This window comes from Saccharothrix coeruleofusca, assembly GCF_017876325.1.
Classification (GTDB): Bacteria; Actinomycetota; Actinomycetes; order Mycobacteriales; family Pseudonocardiaceae; genus Actinosynnema; species Actinosynnema coeruleofuscum.
Map to the genome: position 1 here is coordinate 5,639,451 of NZ_JAGINV010000001.1, position 19,299 is coordinate 5,658,749.

12 protein-coding genes are annotated in these 19,299 nt (G+C 73.6%); 8 read left to right on the forward strand and 4 right to left on the reverse strand.

Annotation, left to right across the window (positions count from 1 at the left end; all coding sequences use genetic code 11):
* Positions 1–486: 486 nt before the first annotated feature.
* The gene (locus JOF41_RS25500; RefSeq protein ID WP_189227319.1) at positions 487–1,626 is read left to right on the forward strand and encodes a mechanosensitive ion channel family protein; all 1,140 of its coding nucleotides are present in this window, start codon (positions 487–489) and stop codon (positions 1,624–1,626) included.
* Between the two features lie 41 nt (positions 1,627–1,667).
* Positions 1,668–2,078, forward strand: a complete 411-nt coding sequence (locus JOF41_RS25505) for a flagellar basal body L-ring protein FlgH (protein ID WP_189227320.1) — start codon at positions 1,668–1,670, stop codon at positions 2,076–2,078.
* A gap of 57 nt (positions 2,079–2,135) precedes the next feature.
* Here the strand turns inward: JOF41_RS25505 and JOF41_RS25510 are convergent, their stop codons facing one another.
* A complete protein-coding gene (locus JOF41_RS25510) occupies positions 2,136–5,375 on the reverse strand; it encodes a S8 family serine peptidase (RefSeq protein ID WP_209622542.1) in 3,240 nt (1,079 codons plus the stop codon).
* Between the two features lie 257 nt (positions 5,376–5,632).
* Here JOF41_RS25510 and JOF41_RS25515 point away from each other — a divergent pair, with 257 nt between their 5' ends.
* Both JOF41_RS25515 and JOF41_RS25520 read left to right on the forward strand, forming a co-directional pair.
* A complete protein-coding gene (locus tag JOF41_RS25515) occupies positions 5,633–6,463 on the forward strand; it encodes a hypothetical protein (protein ID WP_209622545.1) in 831 nt (276 codons plus the stop codon).
* Between the two features lie 252 nt (positions 6,464–6,715).
* Positions 6,716–8,368 (forward strand): FAD-binding dehydrogenase, encoded by a 1,653-nt coding sequence (locus JOF41_RS25520; RefSeq protein ID WP_189227323.1) that lies wholly within the window; start codon positions 6,716–6,718, stop codon positions 8,366–8,368.
* A gap of 25 nt (positions 8,369–8,393) precedes the next feature.
* Here JOF41_RS25520 and JOF41_RS25525 read toward each other — a convergent pair whose 3' ends face one another.
* Together JOF41_RS25525 and JOF41_RS25530 are read right to left on the reverse strand one after the other, a co-directional pair.
* A complete protein-coding gene (locus JOF41_RS25525) occupies positions 8,394–9,173 on the reverse strand; it encodes a transposase family protein (protein WP_209622548.1) in 780 nt (259 codons plus the stop codon).
* A gap of 337 nt (positions 9,174–9,510) precedes the next feature.
* A complete protein-coding gene (locus JOF41_RS25530) occupies positions 9,511–12,237 on the reverse strand; it encodes an AfsR/SARP family transcriptional regulator (RefSeq protein WP_307867530.1) in 2,727 nt (908 codons plus the stop codon).
* Between the two features lie 237 nt (positions 12,238–12,474).
* Here JOF41_RS25530 and JOF41_RS25535 point away from each other — a divergent pair, with 237 nt between their 5' ends.
* From JOF41_RS25535 to JOF41_RS25550, 4 genes are all read left to right on the forward strand, one after another.
* Positions 12,475–12,927, forward strand: a complete 453-nt coding sequence (locus tag JOF41_RS25535; RefSeq protein ID WP_189227325.1) for a hypothetical protein — start codon at positions 12,475–12,477, stop codon at positions 12,925–12,927.
* A gap of 14 nt (positions 12,928–12,941) precedes the next feature.
* Entirely contained in the window at positions 12,942–14,669 is a 1,728-nt protein-coding gene (locus JOF41_RS37935; RefSeq protein WP_209622552.1) for a WXG100 family type VII secretion target, read from the forward strand.
* Positions 14,666–15,433: an ESX secretion-associated protein EspG gene (locus JOF41_RS25545; protein ID WP_209622555.1), complete on the forward strand. Its 768-nt coding sequence runs from the start codon at positions 14,666–14,668 to the stop codon at positions 15,431–15,433. Before JOF41_RS37935 ends, JOF41_RS25545 begins: the two co-directional genes overlap by 4 nt.
* 358 nt (positions 15,434–15,791) lie before the next feature.
* Positions 15,792–17,942 (forward strand): putative bifunctional diguanylate cyclase/phosphodiesterase, encoded by a 2,151-nt coding sequence (locus JOF41_RS25550; protein WP_209622558.1) that lies wholly within the window; start codon positions 15,792–15,794, stop codon positions 17,940–17,942.
* 121 nt (positions 17,943–18,063) lie between these two features.
* Here JOF41_RS25550 and JOF41_RS25555 read toward each other — a convergent pair whose 3' ends face one another.
* Positions 18,064–19,296, reverse strand: a complete 1,233-nt coding sequence (locus tag JOF41_RS25555) for an SAM-dependent methyltransferase (protein ID WP_189227329.1) — start codon at positions 19,294–19,296, stop codon at positions 18,064–18,066.
* Positions 19,297–19,299 lie beyond the last annotated feature (3 nt).

Below are 19,299 nucleotides of genomic sequence, written 5' to 3' on the forward strand. Positions count from 1 at the left end.
TCTCGCGCCCCAGCCCGCGCCCGCTTCCGTGCCTCGGGTAGTAGTCACCGGCCCTCCCAACCTCGCCGGGTAGTACTTGCCGACGCACCAGGGGGCGCGCGCGGAGCGCGCGCAGCGGGGTGCCCGTGAGCGCCGTCCCCGTATGACCTGGGCTCGTCCCGACCGCACGTGTCAAGGGGCCCTGAACACCCGAACCAACCCACCACCCGAACCGGGCCCCTTGACGCGTGTGGTTCGCCTCCGGCAGGTCATGCGGGGACGGCGCGACCCGCCGTCCTTGGCGACCTGCCGCGCGGCGAGCGCCGCTTTGCTGGATAACCCAACCCGAACGACGAACTCAGGGGTCCTGAGCGTTCGACTCGCGGTACCTGAGCGTTCGACTCGCGGGGAGGGGGCGCACGGTGACGGAAGTCGCACGAAGGGCTGAGTTCGTCCGTTCGCGGGTACGCAACACCAGTCTGTACCCGCAAAAAGGAGGTGCCACACGTGCCCGCCCCCGTCACGGCGATCCTCACGTTCGCCGGATCGGTGCTGATCGCACTGCTCGTCGTCGCCTCGGTGCACCGGGTGGTCGCCCGCATCGGGCACCGGTCCGCCCTGTTCGCGGGCATCGCCCAGCACCTGCACCGGCCCGCGCTGGTGGTGGCCGTGCTGGTGGCCGTCCAGTTCTCGCTGGGGGTGGTCGCGCACGGCGACTGGCGACCGGTCGCGCTGCACGTGGTCGGGATAGCGCTGATCCTGGCCGGGGCCTGGCTGCTGGCGGCGCTGCTGGTGGTCATCGAGGACGCGACGCTGGCCCGCATCCGGGTCGACGTCTCCGACAACCGGCACGCCCGGCGCGTGCACACCCAGATCACCCTGGTCCGCCGGGTCACCGTGGTGGTGGTCGGCGTGCTGGCCGCCTCCGCCGTGCTGATGACCTTCCCCAGCGCCCGCGCGGCGGGCACGTCGCTGCTGGCCTCGGCCGGTGTCATCGGCGCCATCGCGGCGCTGGCCGCGCAGTCCCTGCTGGGCAACGTCTTCGCGGGCGTGCAGATCGCGTTCAGCGACGCGCTGCGGCTGGACGACGTGGTGATCGTGGAGAAGGAGTGGGGGCGCATCGAGGACATCACGCTGACCTACGTCGTGGTGCACCTGTGGGACGACCGGCGGCTGATCCTGCCCACCTCCTACTTCCTGCGCACCCCGTTCCAGAACTGGACCCGCACCCAGTCCGCGCTGCTGGGCACGGTGGAGCTGGACGTGGACTGGACCGTGCCGGTGGAGGACATGCGCCAGGAGCTGCGGCGGGTGCTGGAGGGCAGCGACCTGTGGGACGGCCGGGTCTCGGTGCTGCAGGTGACCGAGGCGGTCAACGCCTTCGTGCGGGTCCGCGCGCTGGTCTCGGCCAGCGACGCGGGGCACCTGTGGGACCTGCGGTGCCTGGTGCGCGAGCACCTGGTGAACTGGCTGCGGCAGCACCACCCGGCCGCGTTGCCGCAGGTGCGGCTGCGGGAGCTGCCGCGCACGGCGGGCCGGACGACCAACGGGGCGGTCAGCTCCGGCGACAACCGGGTCTTCGGCGACAGCCCGGACGGCGAGGAGCGGGTGCAGGCGTTCAGCGGCCCCGACCAGCAGCGCGGGTGAGCCCGTGCAACCCGCACGCGCGGACCGTCCGTCCTGGGGACGTGCGGAAGCTGCTGGTGGTGGGGTGCCTGGTGCTCGCGGGCTGCGGCGCGCGGGCGGAACACGCGGGTGAGGCGCCGGTCGCCGTCCCGCCCGCGTGGAGCGGGACGGCCACGTCGAAGGTGGAGGTGCCGGTGCCGCAGCTGAGCCCGGAGGGCAAGGAAGCGCTCACGCGGGCCCGCCGCGACGGGGCGGACTCGGTGGTGCTGCTGCTGTCCACCGCGCCGGGCGCGACCGAGCGGGTCGCCGCGCGACTGCGCGACCTGGGCGCTTCGGTCGAGGCGTCGGACGCGACCGTCGGCTACGTGCGGGCGTCCGTGCCGCTGGAGGCCGTCCAGCGCGCCACCACCGTCGACGGGGTGAGCCGGGTGGACGTGGACGAACCCGTCGACCGGGTCGAGCCGACCCCCTAGAACGGCGACGGGGCCACCTCCGCGAAGGAGGTGGCCCCGCTCATGCCCAACCGGTCGTCACACGACGTTCTCGACGATCACGACGCCACGACCGACCACGACGTTCTCCGCGGTCTGCACGGTCAGCTCGCCGCGCAGCACGCGGCCCGCGCCCGCCTGGCCGTTGGCGGTCACCGTGCCGGGCACCGTCCAGGACGCGCCCGGCGTGCGCTCGGCGTTGGTGTCGGTCACCGACACCGCGCCCAGGCTCGGCGCGACGTAGACGTCGACGTAGTCGTACTCCGTGGTGCCCGCGGGCACCTCGAAGCCCTCGACCTGCACCCTCCACGCGCCCGGCGCCGGGTTGGCCACCGAGGTCGACTCCTCGGAGTCGCCGTCCGCCTGCTGGGCCGCCAGCACGCAGGTGCCGGTGGTGCAGTTGAACAGCGCCAGGTCCAGGTCCGCGCCGACGTCGGCGGGCTTGCCGATGGTGGCGCTGAGCGAGGTCGCCCCCGCCGGGACCACCACGTCGAACGTCTGCGACGCCCCGTCGGCGACGCTGGGCCGGGCGGTGCGGGCGCTGCCCAGCGGGCCGCCGACCAGGCGGCCGTTGAACGACGCCAGCGCGTTGCTGACGGTGTAGCCGCGCTCGACGGGGGTGCCCGCGGTGGCCGACGCGATCACGTCGGGGTTCGGGCTGATCGCGGTGCCCAGCACCGCGGCGGTCACCGAGTACGGCGCCGAGTCGGCGTCGGAGGTGCGCCTGGCCTCGACCACGATCTCCCACAGGCCCGGCAGCGGGTTGGTCACCGTGCGGCTGGTGGGCGTGCAGCCCGCGCTCGCTTCGGGGTTGTAGCAGCTGGCGGAGCCTGTGGTGTCGAACGGCGTGCCGTACGGGTCGAAGCGCAGGAACCGCACCTGGCCCTTGCCCTTCTCCGCGCCGCCCGCGACCATGTCGACCTTCAGCGCGCTGGTGCCCGCGGGCACGTTCACGAAGAAGCTCTGCGTCTGGTTGCGCGCGATGCTGCCGGTCTTGGTGGCCGTGAACTTGCCCGCGGCGGTGAACTCGGCACCGGCGAAGACGGTGTTGAGGGTGAACAGGTCCACGCCCGGCGTGGCGGGGTTGTCCAGCTTCAGCACCGCCGAGTGCGCGCCCGCGGTCTTGGGCCGCACCTTGACGTCGAACTTCACCGGCGTGTTCAGCGGCAGGCTGACCAGCGACTTGGCCGAGAAGGTGCCGTCGTTGCCGTCCCAGTCGACCAGGAACTGCTGGTTGCGGTTCGGGCCGGTGGTGCGGGTGAGGGTGTAGGTGCGGGTGTACTCGCGGCCGACGGTCACGCCCTCGCGGTCGTGGATGCCCACGCCGGTGTCGGGGGTGGCCAGCAGGTTCGACAGCGCGGTGCGCACCGGCACCGAGGCGGTCACCGACTGCGGCTGCGGGCCGCGGTCCAGCAGCGACCACGCGCGCTTGACGTCGAACAGGCCCGCGCCCTGCTCGTAGGCGCCCAGGGTGGACACCCAGTCCGCGCCGGACTGGATGGCGTTGCGCAGCGCGGCGGCGTTGGGCCGCTCACCGCCGTGCTTGGCCTTGTAGGCGCTGACCAGCAGCGCGGCCGCGCCGGTCGCCTGCGGGGCGGCCATCGAGGTGCCGTTGAGCATGGCGTAGCCCGCGGGCAGCTCGTAGGTGCCCGGCACCGGGCCGGGGGTCTGCCACTGCGGCACGGTCGAGATCGCCGAGCCGGGCGCGACGATGTTCGGCTTGAACCCGCCGTCCTCGCGCGGGCCGCGCGAGGAGAAGCCGTGCAGGCTCTCCGCCTGCTTGGTGACCGAGCCGTAGTTGGCCAGCCAGGTCTCCTTGGTGATGTAGGAGCCGACGCTGACCGCGTCGGTGGCCACCGAGGGGTCGCCGACGGTGTTCGCGCCCGCGCCGCTGTTGCCCGCCGAGATGAACAGCTGCACGTTGTACTCGGCGATGGTGCGGTTGTAGAGCTCCGCGCGGGCGTTGTTGCCGTCGTTGAGCGCGGGCAGGCCGCCGATGGAGATGTTGACCACGTCGGCGCCGTTGCGGGCGGCGTAGAGCACGCCGTCGATCAGGCCGCTGGAGGTGCACGACGGGGTGGACAGGCAGACCTTGACCGCCATCAGCTTCGCGCCGGGGGCCGCGCCCGCCATCTTGCCGCCGAACAGCTTGTGCGCCGCGGTGATGCCCGCGACGTGGGTGCCGTGCGCGCTGCCCGCGATGCCGATGTTGACGTACGGGGTGCCGCCGTTGTCGTAGACGGACTTGTCCGTCTGCACCACGAAGGCCACGGTGTCCAGCACCGGCGTGGCCGGGTTGTCCGCGCCGAAGTGGCCGACGTCCTTCTTGTACTTGTAGTCCAGCATCGCGGCCTGGTCGGTGAAGTCGCCGTCCAGGTCCGCGTCCACCCGGACCTGCTTGGTGGAGATGTCCTGGAGCACGCCGAAGGTGTCCGCGCGGTCGCCGTCGCGGTTGATGTCGCCGCCGGTCTCGCTGTTGGCCAGGCCCAGGTCGCCCCCGCTCTCGCGGAAGGTGCCGAAGCTGTAGGGGCCGCCGGTGGCGGGCGCCTTGTAGGTGACGCCGCCGACGGTGAACGAGCCGGTGTGGCGGCCGGACATGGCCACCCAGGTGCCGTCGCCGGAGTTGGTGGCGTTGGCGTTGTACCAGTCGACGACCTTGCGCTCACCGGTGGTGGTGGTCGCCAGCGCCGGGTGGTCCAGGTCGACGCCGCTGTCCAGGATGGCGATGGTGGTGCCGCGGCCGTCCCACTTGGCGTGCTCGTCGGTGAACTGCGCCGCGTTGGTGTCCTGGGTCGGCATGTAGGGGTTCTTCTTGGGCGTCCTGGCGTCGGGCGCCTTCTGCGGCAGCGGGGTGACCGCGCCGTCCGGGCGCGGGTCGTCCAGCGCCACCAGGCCGTCGACGTCCACGGCGTTGACCGAGGCCAGCTTCGCGGCCTTCTCGGCCTTGTCGCGCGGCACGGAGACCTTCAGGTACTCGACATCGCGCTCGGTGGACTCGACCACGCCGCCCAGCGCCTTGAGGTCGTCGGCGGCGGCGTCGAGCCTGCCCTCCTCGGCCGCGACCAGCAGGGTGACGTTGGGCCTGCCCGCCTGCTCGGCCTCGGCCAGGCGGGCGAGGTCCTGCTTGTCGAGCTGCTTGTCAGCGGGGGCGGGGGAGCCCTGGGGGACCTCCTGCGCGGCGGCCGGAGCGGCGGCGAAGCCGAACCCCGAGGTGCCCAGCACGGCGGCCAGCACGGCCGCACTGGTCCGGTGTCTCCACCGGTTTCCCGAGTTGATCACGGCGCAAAACCCTTCGTGGGGAAAGATTGGCGCAAGCACATCTCCCCGCACCGGCTCCGACAATCGTGCGAACAGCCCAAGGAAGAAATCCACATTGGACCGAAAGGGCTATTGCGCGAGCACGCCGGAAATGCCGCGGAATCGCCGGAGGGCCGCGACAGGTCAAGTCAAGAGACGACCAGCCGGTATGTCAACCTCTGTCAACGGTGAACCGCGTGATCGCGGCCGCACCGGCTAACGAATCGCCCGCGCACCCGATGTCGAGCACACTGGTCGGCATTGTGGAGCCCGCGCCGATCGACCGGATAGCCGACGAGCTGTACGCCCTGCCGCCGGTCCGCTTCACCGCGACCAGGGACGCCCGCGCCCGCGAGGCCGCCGCGCTGGGCGACCGCGCGCTGGCCGAGCGGGTGGCCGCGCTGCGCAAGCCGACGCGGGCCGCGTGGGCGCTGAACCTGCTCGCCCGCGAGGCCGCCGACGACCTGGCCGAGGCCGCCGAACTGGGCGGGCTGCTGCGCGCCGCACAGGAGGAGCTGCGCGGCGGCGCGCTGCGGGAGCTGGGCGAGCGCAGGCGGGTCGTGCTGGGCGAGCTGGTGCGTCGGGCGGAGGAGCTGGCCGTCGCCGCCGGGCACCCGCTGGGCCCGGACGCGGTGCAGCAGGTGCGCACCACCCTGACCTCGGCGCTGGTGGACGCGGTGCTGGCGGCGCGGATCAGGGCCGGGCGGCTGGTGCGGCCGGTGGAGCGGTCCGGGTTCGGGCCGGAGCCCACCGGCGGCGCGCCCGTGCGCGACGACCTGGCGCCGCGCCGCGAGCAGCGGCGGGAGCGGTCGCTCACGCGGGCGCGGGAGGACGTGGTCGCGGCCCAGGACGGGCTCCGGCACGCGGAGTCGGCCGTCACCGAGGCCGAGGGCGTGCTGGCCGAGCGCCAGGAGCGCGCCGCCGAGCTGCGCGCGGAGCTGCGCCGGGCGCAGCGGGACGAGCACGAGGCGGCGACGCGGGCGGAGCGCGCCCGACGCCGCGCGGAGGTGGCGCGGAACAAGCTGGAACGCGCCCGCGAACGGCTGTCCGAGCTGCGGGGTGATGCCTGACACGCCGGGAACACCCGTTCGACACCACCCGTTCTACTAGTGGTCGGCGAGCGGACGCCGCGCCCGACGTCAGGCCCGCCGGGTTCTCTTCCCCCCAGGAACCCGAGCGGCACCTCTCCCCGAGACGTTGCCGGTGCGCCCGCACACGCCCGACCGCCGTCGGCCGAACGGAACCTCCCCCCATCCGGACGGCCGACGGCCCCATTACATGAAATCTTTTCAGATTCGACCTCGCCGCTCTAGACTCGCCCGATGGCACAGGACGCAGATGTCATCGTCGTCGGCGCGGGTCTCGCAGGGCTGGTCGCCACCTCCGAACTGGTGGCCGCCGGCCGCAAGGTGATCCTGGTCGACCAGGAGCCCGAAGCCTCGCTCGGCGGCCAGGCGTTCTGGTCCTTCGGCGGGTTGTTCCTGGTCAACAGCCCCGAGCAGCGGCGGCTGCGGGTCAAGGACTCCGCCGAGCTGGCACTGCAGGACTGGCTGGGCTCGGCCGCGTTCGACCGCGACGTCGACGCCTGGCCGCGCAAGTGGGCCGAGGCCTACGTCGACTTCGCCTCCGGTGAGAAGCGCGCCTGGCTGCACGCGCTGGGCGTGCGGTGGTTCCCGCTGGTCCAGTGGGCCGAGCGCGGCGGGTACCTGGCCTCCGGGCACGGCAACTCGGTGCCCCGCTTCCACGTCACCTGGGGCACCGGGCCGGGGCTGGTCGAGCCGTTCGAGCGGCGGGTGCGCGAGGGCGTCGAGCGCGGCCTGGTCACCCTGCGGTTCCGGCACCGCGTGACGTCCCTGCTCACCACCGGCGGCGTCGTCGACGGCGTGGCGGGCGACGTGCTGGCCGCCGACCCGGCCGAGCGCGGAGCGCCCAGCTCCCGCACCGCCGAGGGCGCGTTCGAGCTGCGCGCCCAGGCCGTGGTGGTCACCTCCGGCGGCATCGGCGGCAACCACGAGATGGTCCGCCGCAACTGGCCCGCGCGCCTGGGCACACCGCCCGCGCGGATGCTCTCCGGCGTGCCCGACCACGTGGACGGCAAGATGCTCCAGGTGGTCTCCTCGGCGGGCGGGGAGATCATCAACGAGGACCGGATGTGGCACTACCCGGAGGGCATCGCCAACTACGCGCCCATCTGGAGCGCGCACGGCATCCGCATCCTGCCCGGCCCGTCGTCGCTGTGGCTGGACGCCACCGGCGCCCGGCTGCCCATCCCCCTGTTCCCCGGCTTCGACGCGCTGGGCGCGCTGGAGCACATCGTCAAGACCGGGTACTCGCACTCCTGGTTCCTGCTCAACCAGCGCATCATCGGCAAGGAGTTCGCGCTCTCCGGCTCGGAGCAGAACCCCGACCTCACCGGCAAGGACGTCCGCCAGGTGCTCCGCCGCGCGCTGCCCGGCGCGGTGGCCCCGGTCGAGGCGTTCGCCCGCAAGTCCCCGGAGTTCATCTTCGGCTCGTCCGTGGCCGAGGTCGTCGCCGGGATGAACGCCCTGGTCGGCGAGGACCTGGTGGACCCGGTGGCGCTGGAGCGCCTGGTGGTCGAGCGGGACCGCCAGGTGCTGTCCGGGTTGGGCAAGGACATGCAGGTCAACGCCATGCGCGAGGCGCGGCACTTCCTGACCGACAAGCTGATGCGGGTGGTCGAGCCGCACCCGCTGCTGGACCCCAAGGCCGGCCCGCTGATCGCCGTGCGCCTGTCCGTGCTGACCCGCAAGACCCTCGGCGGCCTGCACACCGACCTGTCGTCGCGGGTGCTGCGCGCGGACGGCACCCCCCTGCCCGGCGTCTACGCGGCGGGCGAGGCGGCCGGTTTCGGCGGCGGTGGCGTCCACGGCTACCGGGCCTTGGAGGGCACCTTCCTCGGCGGCTGCCTGTTCTCCGGCCGCGTAGCCGGCCGCGCCGTCGCCGCAGCCCTCTAACCCCCCGCGAGTCGAAGAGCGTTATTCAGAGGGGTTGCCAGCCGAGGCGGTAGTACTCCAGGGTGGCGACGATGCGGATGATGTCGGGTAGTTCGGCCAGACGTGCCCGGTAGCCGGTGGCGAGGATCTTCCAGTTCTTCAGGTGGGATATGGCCTGTTCGACGGCCCAGCGGATCTGTTTGATGCCGGTGTTCCACACCTCGTCTTCGGGGGTGTGGGTCTTGTGTCCGGGGCGTTTGCGGCGGGGTCGGATGGCCGGGGTGCCCTGGTAGCCCAGGTCGCCGATGGTCGGGGTGTCGGCCGGCAGGGTGTCGTAGCCGGCTTCGGTGAAGGCCAGTCGGTCGTGGGTGCGTCCCGCCACCGGGGCGGCCACGTCGAGCAGGACGCCGTCGAGGGTGGCCAGTACCTGCACGCCCAGACCGGCCTTGTGGCGCTTGCCGTTGTAGTTGTGCTTGTGCCCGGCCCGGTTGCCGGTCGGGATCAACGTGCCGTCCACCAGCACCACCCGTCCGGTCAGCGCTGCGGGCAGGGGTGGAGTGTGCAGGCACAGCGCCTGCTCGATCAGGGGTGTGATGCGCCGGAAGACGCGGGAGACGGTGGGCTGGCTGACCCCGAACCAGTCCGCGGCCACGGTCTGGGACAGGTTCTGACGCAGCAGCACCAGGGTCAACTGCACCTGCCGGTACAGGCCCAGCAACGGCGGCCGCCCCACCGGCGGTTGGCGGGAGTGGACGAGCTGGTGGACACGGGCGACCAACTCCCGGATCTGATCATGGTCGAGCCCGGTCGTAGACTGGTAGCGCAACAGCCCTGCCTCGTGGTGGATCGTTTCTGTGGAAGGAAACCGACCCTACCCGGACAGGGCTGTTGCGCTACCAGCCCAGCTCAGAAGCTATGAATAACGCTCGAACGCTCAGCACCCCCGAATTCAACGCTCAGGACGCACACGCCCGCCCCCGGCGTCACCCGGTCGCGGGCGTGTCGGGCGTGCCGCCCCCGCGAGTCGGCCTCGGGTAGTACTTGCCGACGCACCAGAGGGGCGCGCGCGAAGCGCGCGCAGCGGGGCCCGGCGAGCGCCGCTTTGCTGGATAACCCAACCCGAACGACGAACTCGCGGTACCCGAGCGTTCGACTCGCGGGGGTCAGCGGGGGGCGGGGTGGAGGGGGTTGGGGTGGAGGGGGGTGGGGTCGAGGCGGCGGGCCAGGTCGTCGGCGTCGGCCAGGCGCAGGTCCCGGTACAGCCGCAGCGCCGACACCCAGTGCGGCAGCGCGGCCTCCGCGCTCTCCTGCTGCTCCAGCACGTCGCCGATGGCCCGGTGGCACAGCGCCTCCTGGTACCGGTCACCCAGCCGCTCGGCCAGGGCCAGCCCGGCCCGGTAGGACTCCAGCGCCTCGTCCAGCCGCCCCAGCCGCTGGTTGGCCGCGCCCACCGTGTGCAGCGTCGCGGTGTGCGCCTTCGTCGGCGCCACCGAGCCGAACAGGCCCAGCGCCTCGGTCGCGTGCCGCAGCGCCTCCTCCGGCCGGTCCTTGGCCAGCAGCACGTTGGCCAGGTTGTTCAGCCCGCTGGCCTGCGACCGGGTGTCGCCGACCTCGCGGGCCAGCTCCAGCGCCTCGGTGATGCGCTCCTGCGCCTCGTCGAGCCTGCCGTCGGCCATCAGGCAGTAGCCGAGGTTGGCCAGCGCGGCCAGCTCCAGGTGCCGGTCGCCGCTCGCCAGCCGGGCCGCGTCGGTGCACGCCCGCACCGCCTCCTCGATGCGGCCCATGTCGGCCAGCGTGGAGCCCAGCCGCAGCAGGAACGTGGCCTCGGCGTGGGCGTCGCCCAGCTCGCGCGCGGCGGACAGGCCGATGCGGCACAGCGCCAGCCGGTCGAGCCGGTTGCCGCGGCGGAAGTGGAACGCGTCCAGGCACAGCGCCAGCTGCCAGGTGCGCTGGTGCTGCCCGCCACCCTGCGCGATGTCCAGCGCCAGCCCCAGGTTGGCCTCCTCCAGGGTGAACCACTCCAGCGCGGCGGCGTGCGAGGACAGCTCCGGCGAGCTGGCGGGCCGGTGGGCGGGCGGGGCGAACGGGCGGACGTGGTCGGACAGGTGGGCCCGCGCCGCGTCGGCCACGTGCAGGTAGTAGTCCAGCAGCCTGCTGGTCGCCTCGGCGTTGTCCGCCTCGGAGTCGGTGGCCGCCAGCTGGTGGGTGAACAGGCGAACCAGGTCGTGCCGGGAGTACCGGTCCGGCATGGACTCGTGCAGCAGGTTCGCGTAGGCGAGGGTGCGCAGGTGCGTGCGGGCCGTCACCACGTTGATGTCCATCAGCGCCGCGGCGGTGTAGCTGTCCAGGTCCGTGCCGGGGTGCAGGCCCAACCTGCGCAACAGCCGCGCGGCGGCCTCGGGCAGCTCGCGGTAGCTCACCGCCAGCGCCGCGTGCACGCCGCGACCGGCCTCCAGCGACAGGCCCGACAGCCTGCCCTGCTCGTCGCGCAGCTCGTCCACCAGCGACTGCACGGTCCACCGGGGCCGTGACGCCAGGCGGGCGCCCGCGATGCGCAGCGCCAGCGGCAGCCGGTCGCACAGCTCCACCAGTTCGGCGACCGCTTCCGGCTCCTGCTCGATGCGCTGCCTGCCCAGCGCCGCGGCCAGCAGGTCCTCCGCGTTCTGCTCGGGCAGCGTCTGCACCTGCAGCGACGTCGCGCCCTCGGTGACCACCAGGTCGTCGAGCAGGTGCCTGCTGGTGACCAGCACCAGGCAGCGCGACGAGCCGGGCAGCAGGGGGCGCACCTGCTCGGCCGAGCGCGCGTTGTCCAGCACCACCAGCACCCGCCGCCCGGCCAGCAGCGAGCGGTACTGCGCCGCCTGGTCCTCCAGGTCCGCCGCGATCTGGGAGTCCGACAGCCCCAGCGCGCGCAGGAAGCCCACCAGCGCCGCGCGGGGGTCCAGCGGCTCGGTCTCGTCGAACCCGCGCAGGTTGACGAACAGCTGCCCGTCCGGGAAGTCGCCCGCGGCCCGGTGCGCCCAGCGCAGCGCCAGCGCCGTCTTGCCCACCCCGGCGGGCCCGACCAGCAGCCCGATCGCCGAGTCCTGGCCGGTCAGCGCCTCTTCGAGGGCGCACAGCTCCGCGTCCCGGCCGACGAAGCCGCGGTGCTCGCGGGGCAGCTGCGCGGGCACCGCGGTGGGCCGCTCCACCGGGGCGGGCGGGGACGGCGGCGGGGACGGCGGCGGCGCGTCGCCCGCCAGCACCGCCTGGTACGCCTCGCGCAGCTCGGGGCCGGGGTCCACGCCCAGCTCCTCGGCCAGCTGCTCGCGGGTGCGGTGGAACAGCTCCAGCGCCTCGGCCTGCCGCCCGGTCCGGTGCAGCGCCAGCACCAGCCGGGCCACCAGCGGCTCGCGCAGCGGGTGCCCGTCCACCGCCTCCCGCAGCCCGCTCACCGCCTCGCCCGCCCGGTCGAGCCGGAACAGCCTGCTGGCCAGGTCCTGCACGGCCACCAGCCGCAGTTCCTCCAGCCGCGCGGACACCGCCTCGCGCAGCTGGTCGGCGGGCACGTCGGCGAGCACCGGGCCGCGCCACAGCCGCAGCGCCGAGGTCAGCTGGGCCGCCGCGGCCTCGTCGTCGGCCTCGCGGGCGGCGGCGATGAGGTCTTCGAAGCGGAACACGTCGACCGCGTCGCGGTCGCCGGTGAGCACGTAGCCGGGTGCGCGGGTGACCAGGGAGACGCCGTCGTCGAGCACCTTGCGCAGCTGCGCGATGTGGCCCTGCAGGGCGGCCTTGGCCTGCGGGGGCGGCGCCCCGTTCCACACCAGGGCCAGCAGGCGGTCGCCGGAGACGACCCGGTTCAGCTCAAGGGCGAGCGCGGCCAACACCGTGCGGCGCTTCGCCGCGCCCACGCGAACAGCTTCCCCACCGGCCGAAACGAGCTCAACGGGGCCCAGCAGGTTGACCCGCATCAGAAGACCTTCCGGCGTTGTGAGCGTGTAGTCAGCGCGTAGTCAGCGTGTAGTCGCAGAGTTTCCCACAGCCGTTCGGGCTTTCGTCCCGGCCGCATTGGCGGCGCGTTGGCCGGGCGTTGGCGCGGCCGGGAAGGGTTGGTTCCGTCCACCATGCTGCCTCCGCGAGGGAAGCCGATGTACATCGCCGATGCAGGCAACGAGAACGAGGTCTCAGGCCAGCGCGTCCCCGCCACCGCCGCGAGCGTCACGGCCACCAAGGCCGCGCTGGGCGCGCAGGTCCAGGCGCTGCAGGAGACGGTGAACTCCGGCCGGGTCTCCCTCGACCCGGTGGTCGGCGAGCAGCTGCGCCGGATGCTGCTGGAGCAGATCGACCAGGTCGACTCCTGGCTGGAGCGCGCGGGCAGGCTGGCCCGCCCGGCTCCGCTGGGCGCCAACCCCGTCGGCGACCGGATGGCCCACAAGTTCGAGACCCGCGCCGACGGCGACCCGCTGTCGTTCGTGTCGGTGATGACCGCGTACCGCGAGGTGCTGCAGCAGACGCACGACTCCGTGCAGAGCGCGATCCGGAACTTCCAGCTGGTCGACGAGGAGCACGGCTCCGAGCTGACCAGGCTGAGCGGCAACTGAGAGGCGAGAGGGTCATGGCGGAGGAACTGGACCTGGTCCTGACGGACGCGCAGAACTGGGCGTCCCGCTCGCACCGCGAGCTGTACGAGGCGGTGCACAACAACAACGATCCCGGTCAGACCGGTGAGATCGGCTCGGAGTGGGGGCAGTTCGGCACCGAGCTGACCGAGTCCGCGCGGGTGATCAACGAGCGGGTCGCGTCGAGCGAGTCCGGCTGGACCGGTGACGCCGCGGACAGCGCGCGGGCCGCGATCAGGCTGCTGTCGGACTGGGTCACCAAGACCGCCGAGACCGCCGTGGTGGTCGGCACCAGGGTGCAGGCGCAGAGCCAGATCATGCAGAACGCGCGGGCCAGCATGCCCGAGCCGGTCGAGTTCAGCTGGGACCAGGCCACCGGGGTGTTCACCGCGGGCGGCATCTCGGGCCTGCTGTCCTCCGCCGCGGACGTGGAGGCGGCCAACAGCCACGCCCGCGCGCTGCACGAGCACGCCGTCACCGTGATGACGACGATGGAGAACGAGTCGCGCGGGGTCGACCAGACCACGCCGAAGTTCACCGCGCCGTTCAACCCGGTGACCGGCCGCACCGAAGAGCCGCAGCCGATGATGATGCGCACGCTGAGCGCGCCCACCCTGGGTGACGCGCAGGCCGTGTCGATGCCCAGCGGCACCACCTCGGCCTCGGCGGCCACCGCGTACGCGCCGACCCCGCAGAGCACGGGCACCCCGATGAGCGGCGCCGCGCAGCCCGCTGCCGCGGCCTACACCCCGCCGTCGGGCGCGGGCGCGTTCACCAGCAGCGCCCCGGCGGCGCAGCTGAGCCCGATGACCCCGGTCACGCCCGCCTACCGGCCGGAGGGCACCACGGCGGCGGCCGCGGCGGCCTCGGTGCCGGTGGCGAACCCGTACACCCCGTCCAGCTACACCCCGCCCAGCGGCGGCTACACCCCGCCCAGCAGCTACACCCCGCCGTCGAGCGGCTACACCAACCCGGCGGGCGGCGGCTACGTGCCGCCGTCGACGACGCCGAGCTACCAGCAGCCGACCCGGTCCACGAACCCCAACACCTACACCCCGCCGACCGGCGGCTACGTGCCGCCCGCGAACCGGCCCGTCACCAACACCCCGACGCAGTACACGCCGCCGCAGAACAAGCAGGGCGGCGGCTACGTGCCGCCGAACCCGCAGGGCGGCTACAACCCGAACATCAAGCCGCCGGTGCCGGGCAGCTACCAGGGGCCCAACGTCCCCGGCAGCTACCAGGGCTCCGGCGGGCCCGGTGTCCCCGGCGGCGGCGCGGGCGGTCCCGGCGGCGCCAACGCGGCGCGCTTCGGCGGCGGCGCGGGCGGCTTCGGCGGCGGTGCCGGTGGCTTCGGCGGCGGCGCCGGTGGCTTCGGCGGCGGCGCGGGCGGCTTCGGCGGCGGTGCCGGTGGTTTCGGCGGCGGCGCGGGCGGCACGGGCGGCCAGCTGGCCGCAGGCGGCTCGACGGGCGCGGTGGCGCCCAACCGCGGCCCGATGCCCACCGGCGGTTTCGGCCCTACCGGCCCGGCGGGTCCGACCGGCATGCCGATGGGCGCGGGCGCCCCGATGGCGGGCGCGCACGGCGGGCAGGGCGGCGAGGACAAGGAGCGCCGCTCCGCCGCGTACATCCGCGGCGAGGACATCTTCGAGGTGCCCGGCGAGAACCTGCCCCCGTCGGTGATCGGCGGCGCGAAGCCCAAGAAGAAGGGCGAGCAGTCGTGATCGAGCCCCAGTACCTGCTCACCCCGGTCCAGCTGGACGTGCTGTGGCACCACCTGGGGCTGGGCAGGCTGCCCTACCCGCTGGACGTGCCCAGCGTGGGCGAGACCGGCGAGGAGCGGGCCCGGCTGCGCGCCGAGGTGCTGGCCGAGCTTGGCGAGCCGGACGAGCGGCTGGTCGAGCTGCTGCGACTGCTGGCCGACCACCGGGTGGCGGTGGACGCGGTGGCGCACATCGAGCGCCCGGTGCGGGCGCTGGCCGCCGCGGGCGGCGACCGCGCGGTGCTGGCGATCATCGACAGCGGCAAGGTCGGCCTGGTGGAGATCCGGCCGACCGCGCTGGCCCGCGAGATCGTCGAGGTGCTGCCGGAGGGCACGGCCGGTCCGGGCAACGCGCTGTCGCTGCGGCTGGAGTCGCTCAGCGCCGCGGTGGCGTTCCAGCAGGAGTCCGACGAGGACGACGAGGACGACCCGTGGGGTTCCTCCTCGGACGTCGACGAGCGCACCGCGCTGCAGAAGGCCGGGCTGTCCCGCGACGACGCGGCGGCGGTCAGCGAGCTGGCCGCCAACCGGGTGGCGGGCGGACAGTTCGGGGTCAGCGTCGGCGGCGGCTACCGCAGCACGCGGGCGGGCACGCTGATCACCTGGTTCGACACCCACCAGGGCCGGTACCTGATGGTGCGCGAGGACGGCTGGCTCAGCCTGGCTCCGACCGACAACGACCGCATCGCCACGCGCATCGCGTCGGTGCTGTCGGCGGTGGCCTGACCACGCGGACCACGCGGACCACACGGCGTTCCGCCCCCGCGGATAGCCCCGACCGGGGTTCTCCGCGGGGGCGGACCGCTGTGCGGAGGCGAATTCCACACCCCCTTGAATAGGGCTGGCAGAGGCCAATCCGGCGCAGCATCCCCGCGCCATCCCCGCGCCACCCCCCGCGTCATCCGCCGAGCGGTCCGCATCGCCCCCCGAGCGGGTGAGGCGTGCTCGGGGTCAGCCAAAAGATCGCTTGCGCGCGCACGCACCGGCCCCAGTAAGCTCATCGCGACCAGCGGACCACAGCCGGTCAATTCGAGCGACAACACCGGAATGCGTGAGCGATCGGCCCCCGCAGAACTGAGTGAAGATGGTCGAGCAGGCAACAGCCGCACAGCAGTCGCGCGCGGAACTCGGGGCGTACGAACTCGCCCGCGAGGACTTCGCGCACCGCTGGGCCGCCGCCATCGGCTCCACCGTGCTGAGCGCGATGTCGCGCGAGGAGGTGGTGCGGCTGCTGGCGGGTTTCACCGACGAGCTGCACGCCGCGGTGGCGGGCGAGCACCCCGGCGTCGCCCAGGCGCAGGCCCTGGGCCGCGCGATGATCGAGAACGACTTCATCTCCACCGTGACGCTGGAGCGCACGCTGGCGTTCGTCGGCGAGCACCTGCTGCCCCACTTCGGCCTGCCCGCCGACCGCACGCACCGGCTGATGGCCGTGCTGGGCGGCATCGCCGCCGGGTACAGCGACGCGCTGCGCGACCGCACGCTGGAGCAGCAGGAGCTGAGCAAGAGCGCGGCCATCATGTCCATCCGCGAGGCGGAGGCGGCGCTGCGGGCCAGCGAGGCGAAGTTCCGCGCGGTGTTCCGCACCTCGGCGGTGGCCATCGCGGTGACCTCCCCGGACGGGACGCTGCTGGACTTCAACGAGGCGCTGCTGTCCCTGCTGGGCTACACCGCCGACGAGATCCGCGGGATGACCTCGCGCGACCTGGTGCACCCCGACGACCGCGGCGCCATCGACGAGATCGCGGGCACGCTGGCCACCGGCGAGCGGGACCACGTGCGAGTGGAGAAGCGGCTGGTGCGCAGCGACGGCGAGACCATGCCCGCGCTGGTGGCGATGTCGCTGGTGCGCGACGAGCTGGGCGAGCCCGCCTACCACGTCGCCATGATCGAGGACCTGGACGAGGTGCGCGCGCTGCAGACGCAGCTGCTCAAGCAGAGCCTCAACGACGCGCAGACCGGGCTGGCCAACCGGGCGCAGTTCCTGGGCTGGCTGGAGGGCGCCTCCGGCTCCCAGGGCCCGGACTCGGCGGCGCTGCTGGTGTTCAACGTCGACGGCTTCCGGGTGCTCAACGACGCCTTCGGCTACGAGGTGGGCAACCGCCTGCTGGCCTCGGTGGCCGGTCACCTGCGCGCGGTGTTCGACGGCGTCGGCGAGCTGGCCCGGATCGGCCCGGACGAGTTCGGCGTGCTGATCCGCGACCCGGCCGACCTGCGGTCGGTGATCGCGCTGGTCGAGGAGGTCGTCGAGCTGCTGGCCGAGCCGGTGTGGGTGGACGGCGCGCACGGCGTCGGGGTGAGCGTGAGCGTCGGCATCGCGGTGCGCCGGGGTCGCGGCTGGGACGCCGCGGAGCTGCTGCGCTGCGCCGACGTGGCGGTGGGCTGGGCCAAGGCCGACGGCAAGGCCCAGTGGGTGCTGCACGACCCCGAGCGCGACCAGCGCGACCGGGCCAGGTTCGCACTGGCCGCGTCCATCCCCGGCGGGCTGGAGCAGGGCGACTTCCGGGTCGACTACGCGCCGGTGCACTCGCTGGCCGACCGCTCGCTGGTGGCGGTGGAGGCCAAGCTGCGCTGGGACCACCCCGAGCACGGGCTGCTGGACCCGCACTCGCTGACCTCGGTGTGCGCCAGCAACGGGATGGCGGTGCTGCTGGGCCGGTGGGCGCTGGAGCAGGCGTGCGCCCAGGCCGGTCGCTGGCACGCCGCGCTGGGCGATGCCGCGCCCGCGCTGCAGATCGACCTGAGCACCCGGCAGTGCCAGGAGCCGGAGCTGGTCGGCAGCGTCCTGGAGGTGCTGCGGGCCAGCGGGCTGCCCGCGGCGAAGCTGCTGCTGGAGCTGAACGAGCACCTGATCCTGACGATCAACGACGAGCAGGTGGAGAACCTGGCGATCCTGCGCGAGCACGGCGTGCGGCTGCTGCTGGACCGGCAGGGCAGCGGCGCGCTGCCGCCGGAGCGGCTGCGGGAGCTGGGGCTCAACGGCGTGAAGTACCAGAGCTGGCCGGTCAGGAGCCTGGCCGCGGACGCCAACCGGCACGACGACAGCGCCGCCGTGGCGCTGTTCACCTGGGCGCGGACGCTGGGGATGCCGCTGTACGCGGCCGACGTGGACGACGAGCACAAGGCGGCCCGCCTGGCCGAGTTCGGGGTGCGGGCGGCGCAGGGCCCGCTGTTCGGCCCCGAGCTGCTGACCGCCGCCGAGGTCGACGCCCTGCTCGCCCTCCCCTCGTCCTGACGCCTGCAAGTACCACCCGCCCCCTCCCCGCGAGCGCATCGCTACTACCCGTCCCGACGAGCCCGCCTGCCGGGTAGTAGGAATGCGCTCGCGGGGGCGCCACGGGTGGTACTTGCGGACGTCAGGGCCAGGTGGGGCGCAGGGGCATGTGGGCGTCGGTGCCGTCCAGGCGGACGCCGAGCACCTGGTGCAGCTGGATGTCGTTGCGCTCGAACCCGAGCCGGGACACCGCCAGGTACAGCCGCCACACCCGCGCCCGACCCAGCCCCACCTCCTCGACCGCCTCGTCCCAGTGCTCGTCGAGGTTGCGCGACCAGGCCGCCAGGGTCAGCGCGTAGTGCTCCCGCAGGTTCTCCGCGTGCCGCACCTCGAACCCGGTGTCGTGCATCAGCGACACCACGTGGCCGGGGCCGACCAGCTCCCCGTCGGGGAACACGTACCGGTTGATGAACCCGCCGGTGCGCGCCCGCTGCCGGTTGTCCGGCCGGGTGATGCAGTGGTTGAGCAACCGCCCGCCGGGCCGCAGCTTGCGCAGCAGCGCGCGGAAGTAGGCGGGCAGCTTGGCCTTGCCGATGTGCTCGGTCAGCCCGATCGAGCTGATCGCGTCGAACCCGCTCTCGCGCACGTCCCGGTAGTCCAGGTAGCGCACCTCGGCCAGGTCCGACAGCCCGGCCTCGACGATCGCCTTCTGCGCCCACTCGGCCTGGTTGCGCGACAGCGTCACGCCCAGCGCCCGCACCCCGTAGTGCTTGGCCGCGTGCAGGACCATGCCGCCCCACCCGCAGCCGACGTCGAGCAGGCGCATCCCCTCGCGCAGCCCCAGCTTGCGCGCCACCAGGTCGTGCTTGGCGAACTGGGCCTGCTCCAGGGTGGACTCGGCGGTCGGGTACACCGCGCAGGTGTAGGCCATGGACGGTCCCAGCAGCCACTCGTAGAACGTGTTCGACACGTCGTAGTGGTGCGCGATGGCCGCGCGGTCGCGCGTCTTGGAGTGCCGCAGGCCGCGCAGCCGCCGCTCCTGCGGCGGGGGCTCCACCCGCGTGCCGAGCCGGACGCGCCCCAGTTCCGCCAGCAGCGCCGCCCGCTCCGGGAGCGGGATCGCGCGCAGCGACAGCCCGGACAGCTGCGCCACCGCCTCGTGCACGTCGCCGACGATCTCCAGGTGCCCGGTCACGTAGGCCCGCGCCAGCCCCAGCTCCCCCGGCGCGGAGGCCAGGTAGGCCAGCGCTTCCGGCGAGCGCACCTCGATCCGCGTCGCCGCGTCGCGGGGGCCGGCGTGACTGCCGTCGAACGCGCTGAACCCGACGGCCGGTCCGCCGCCCGTCACCCGCTGGAACACCTCCGCCAACCGCAAGGC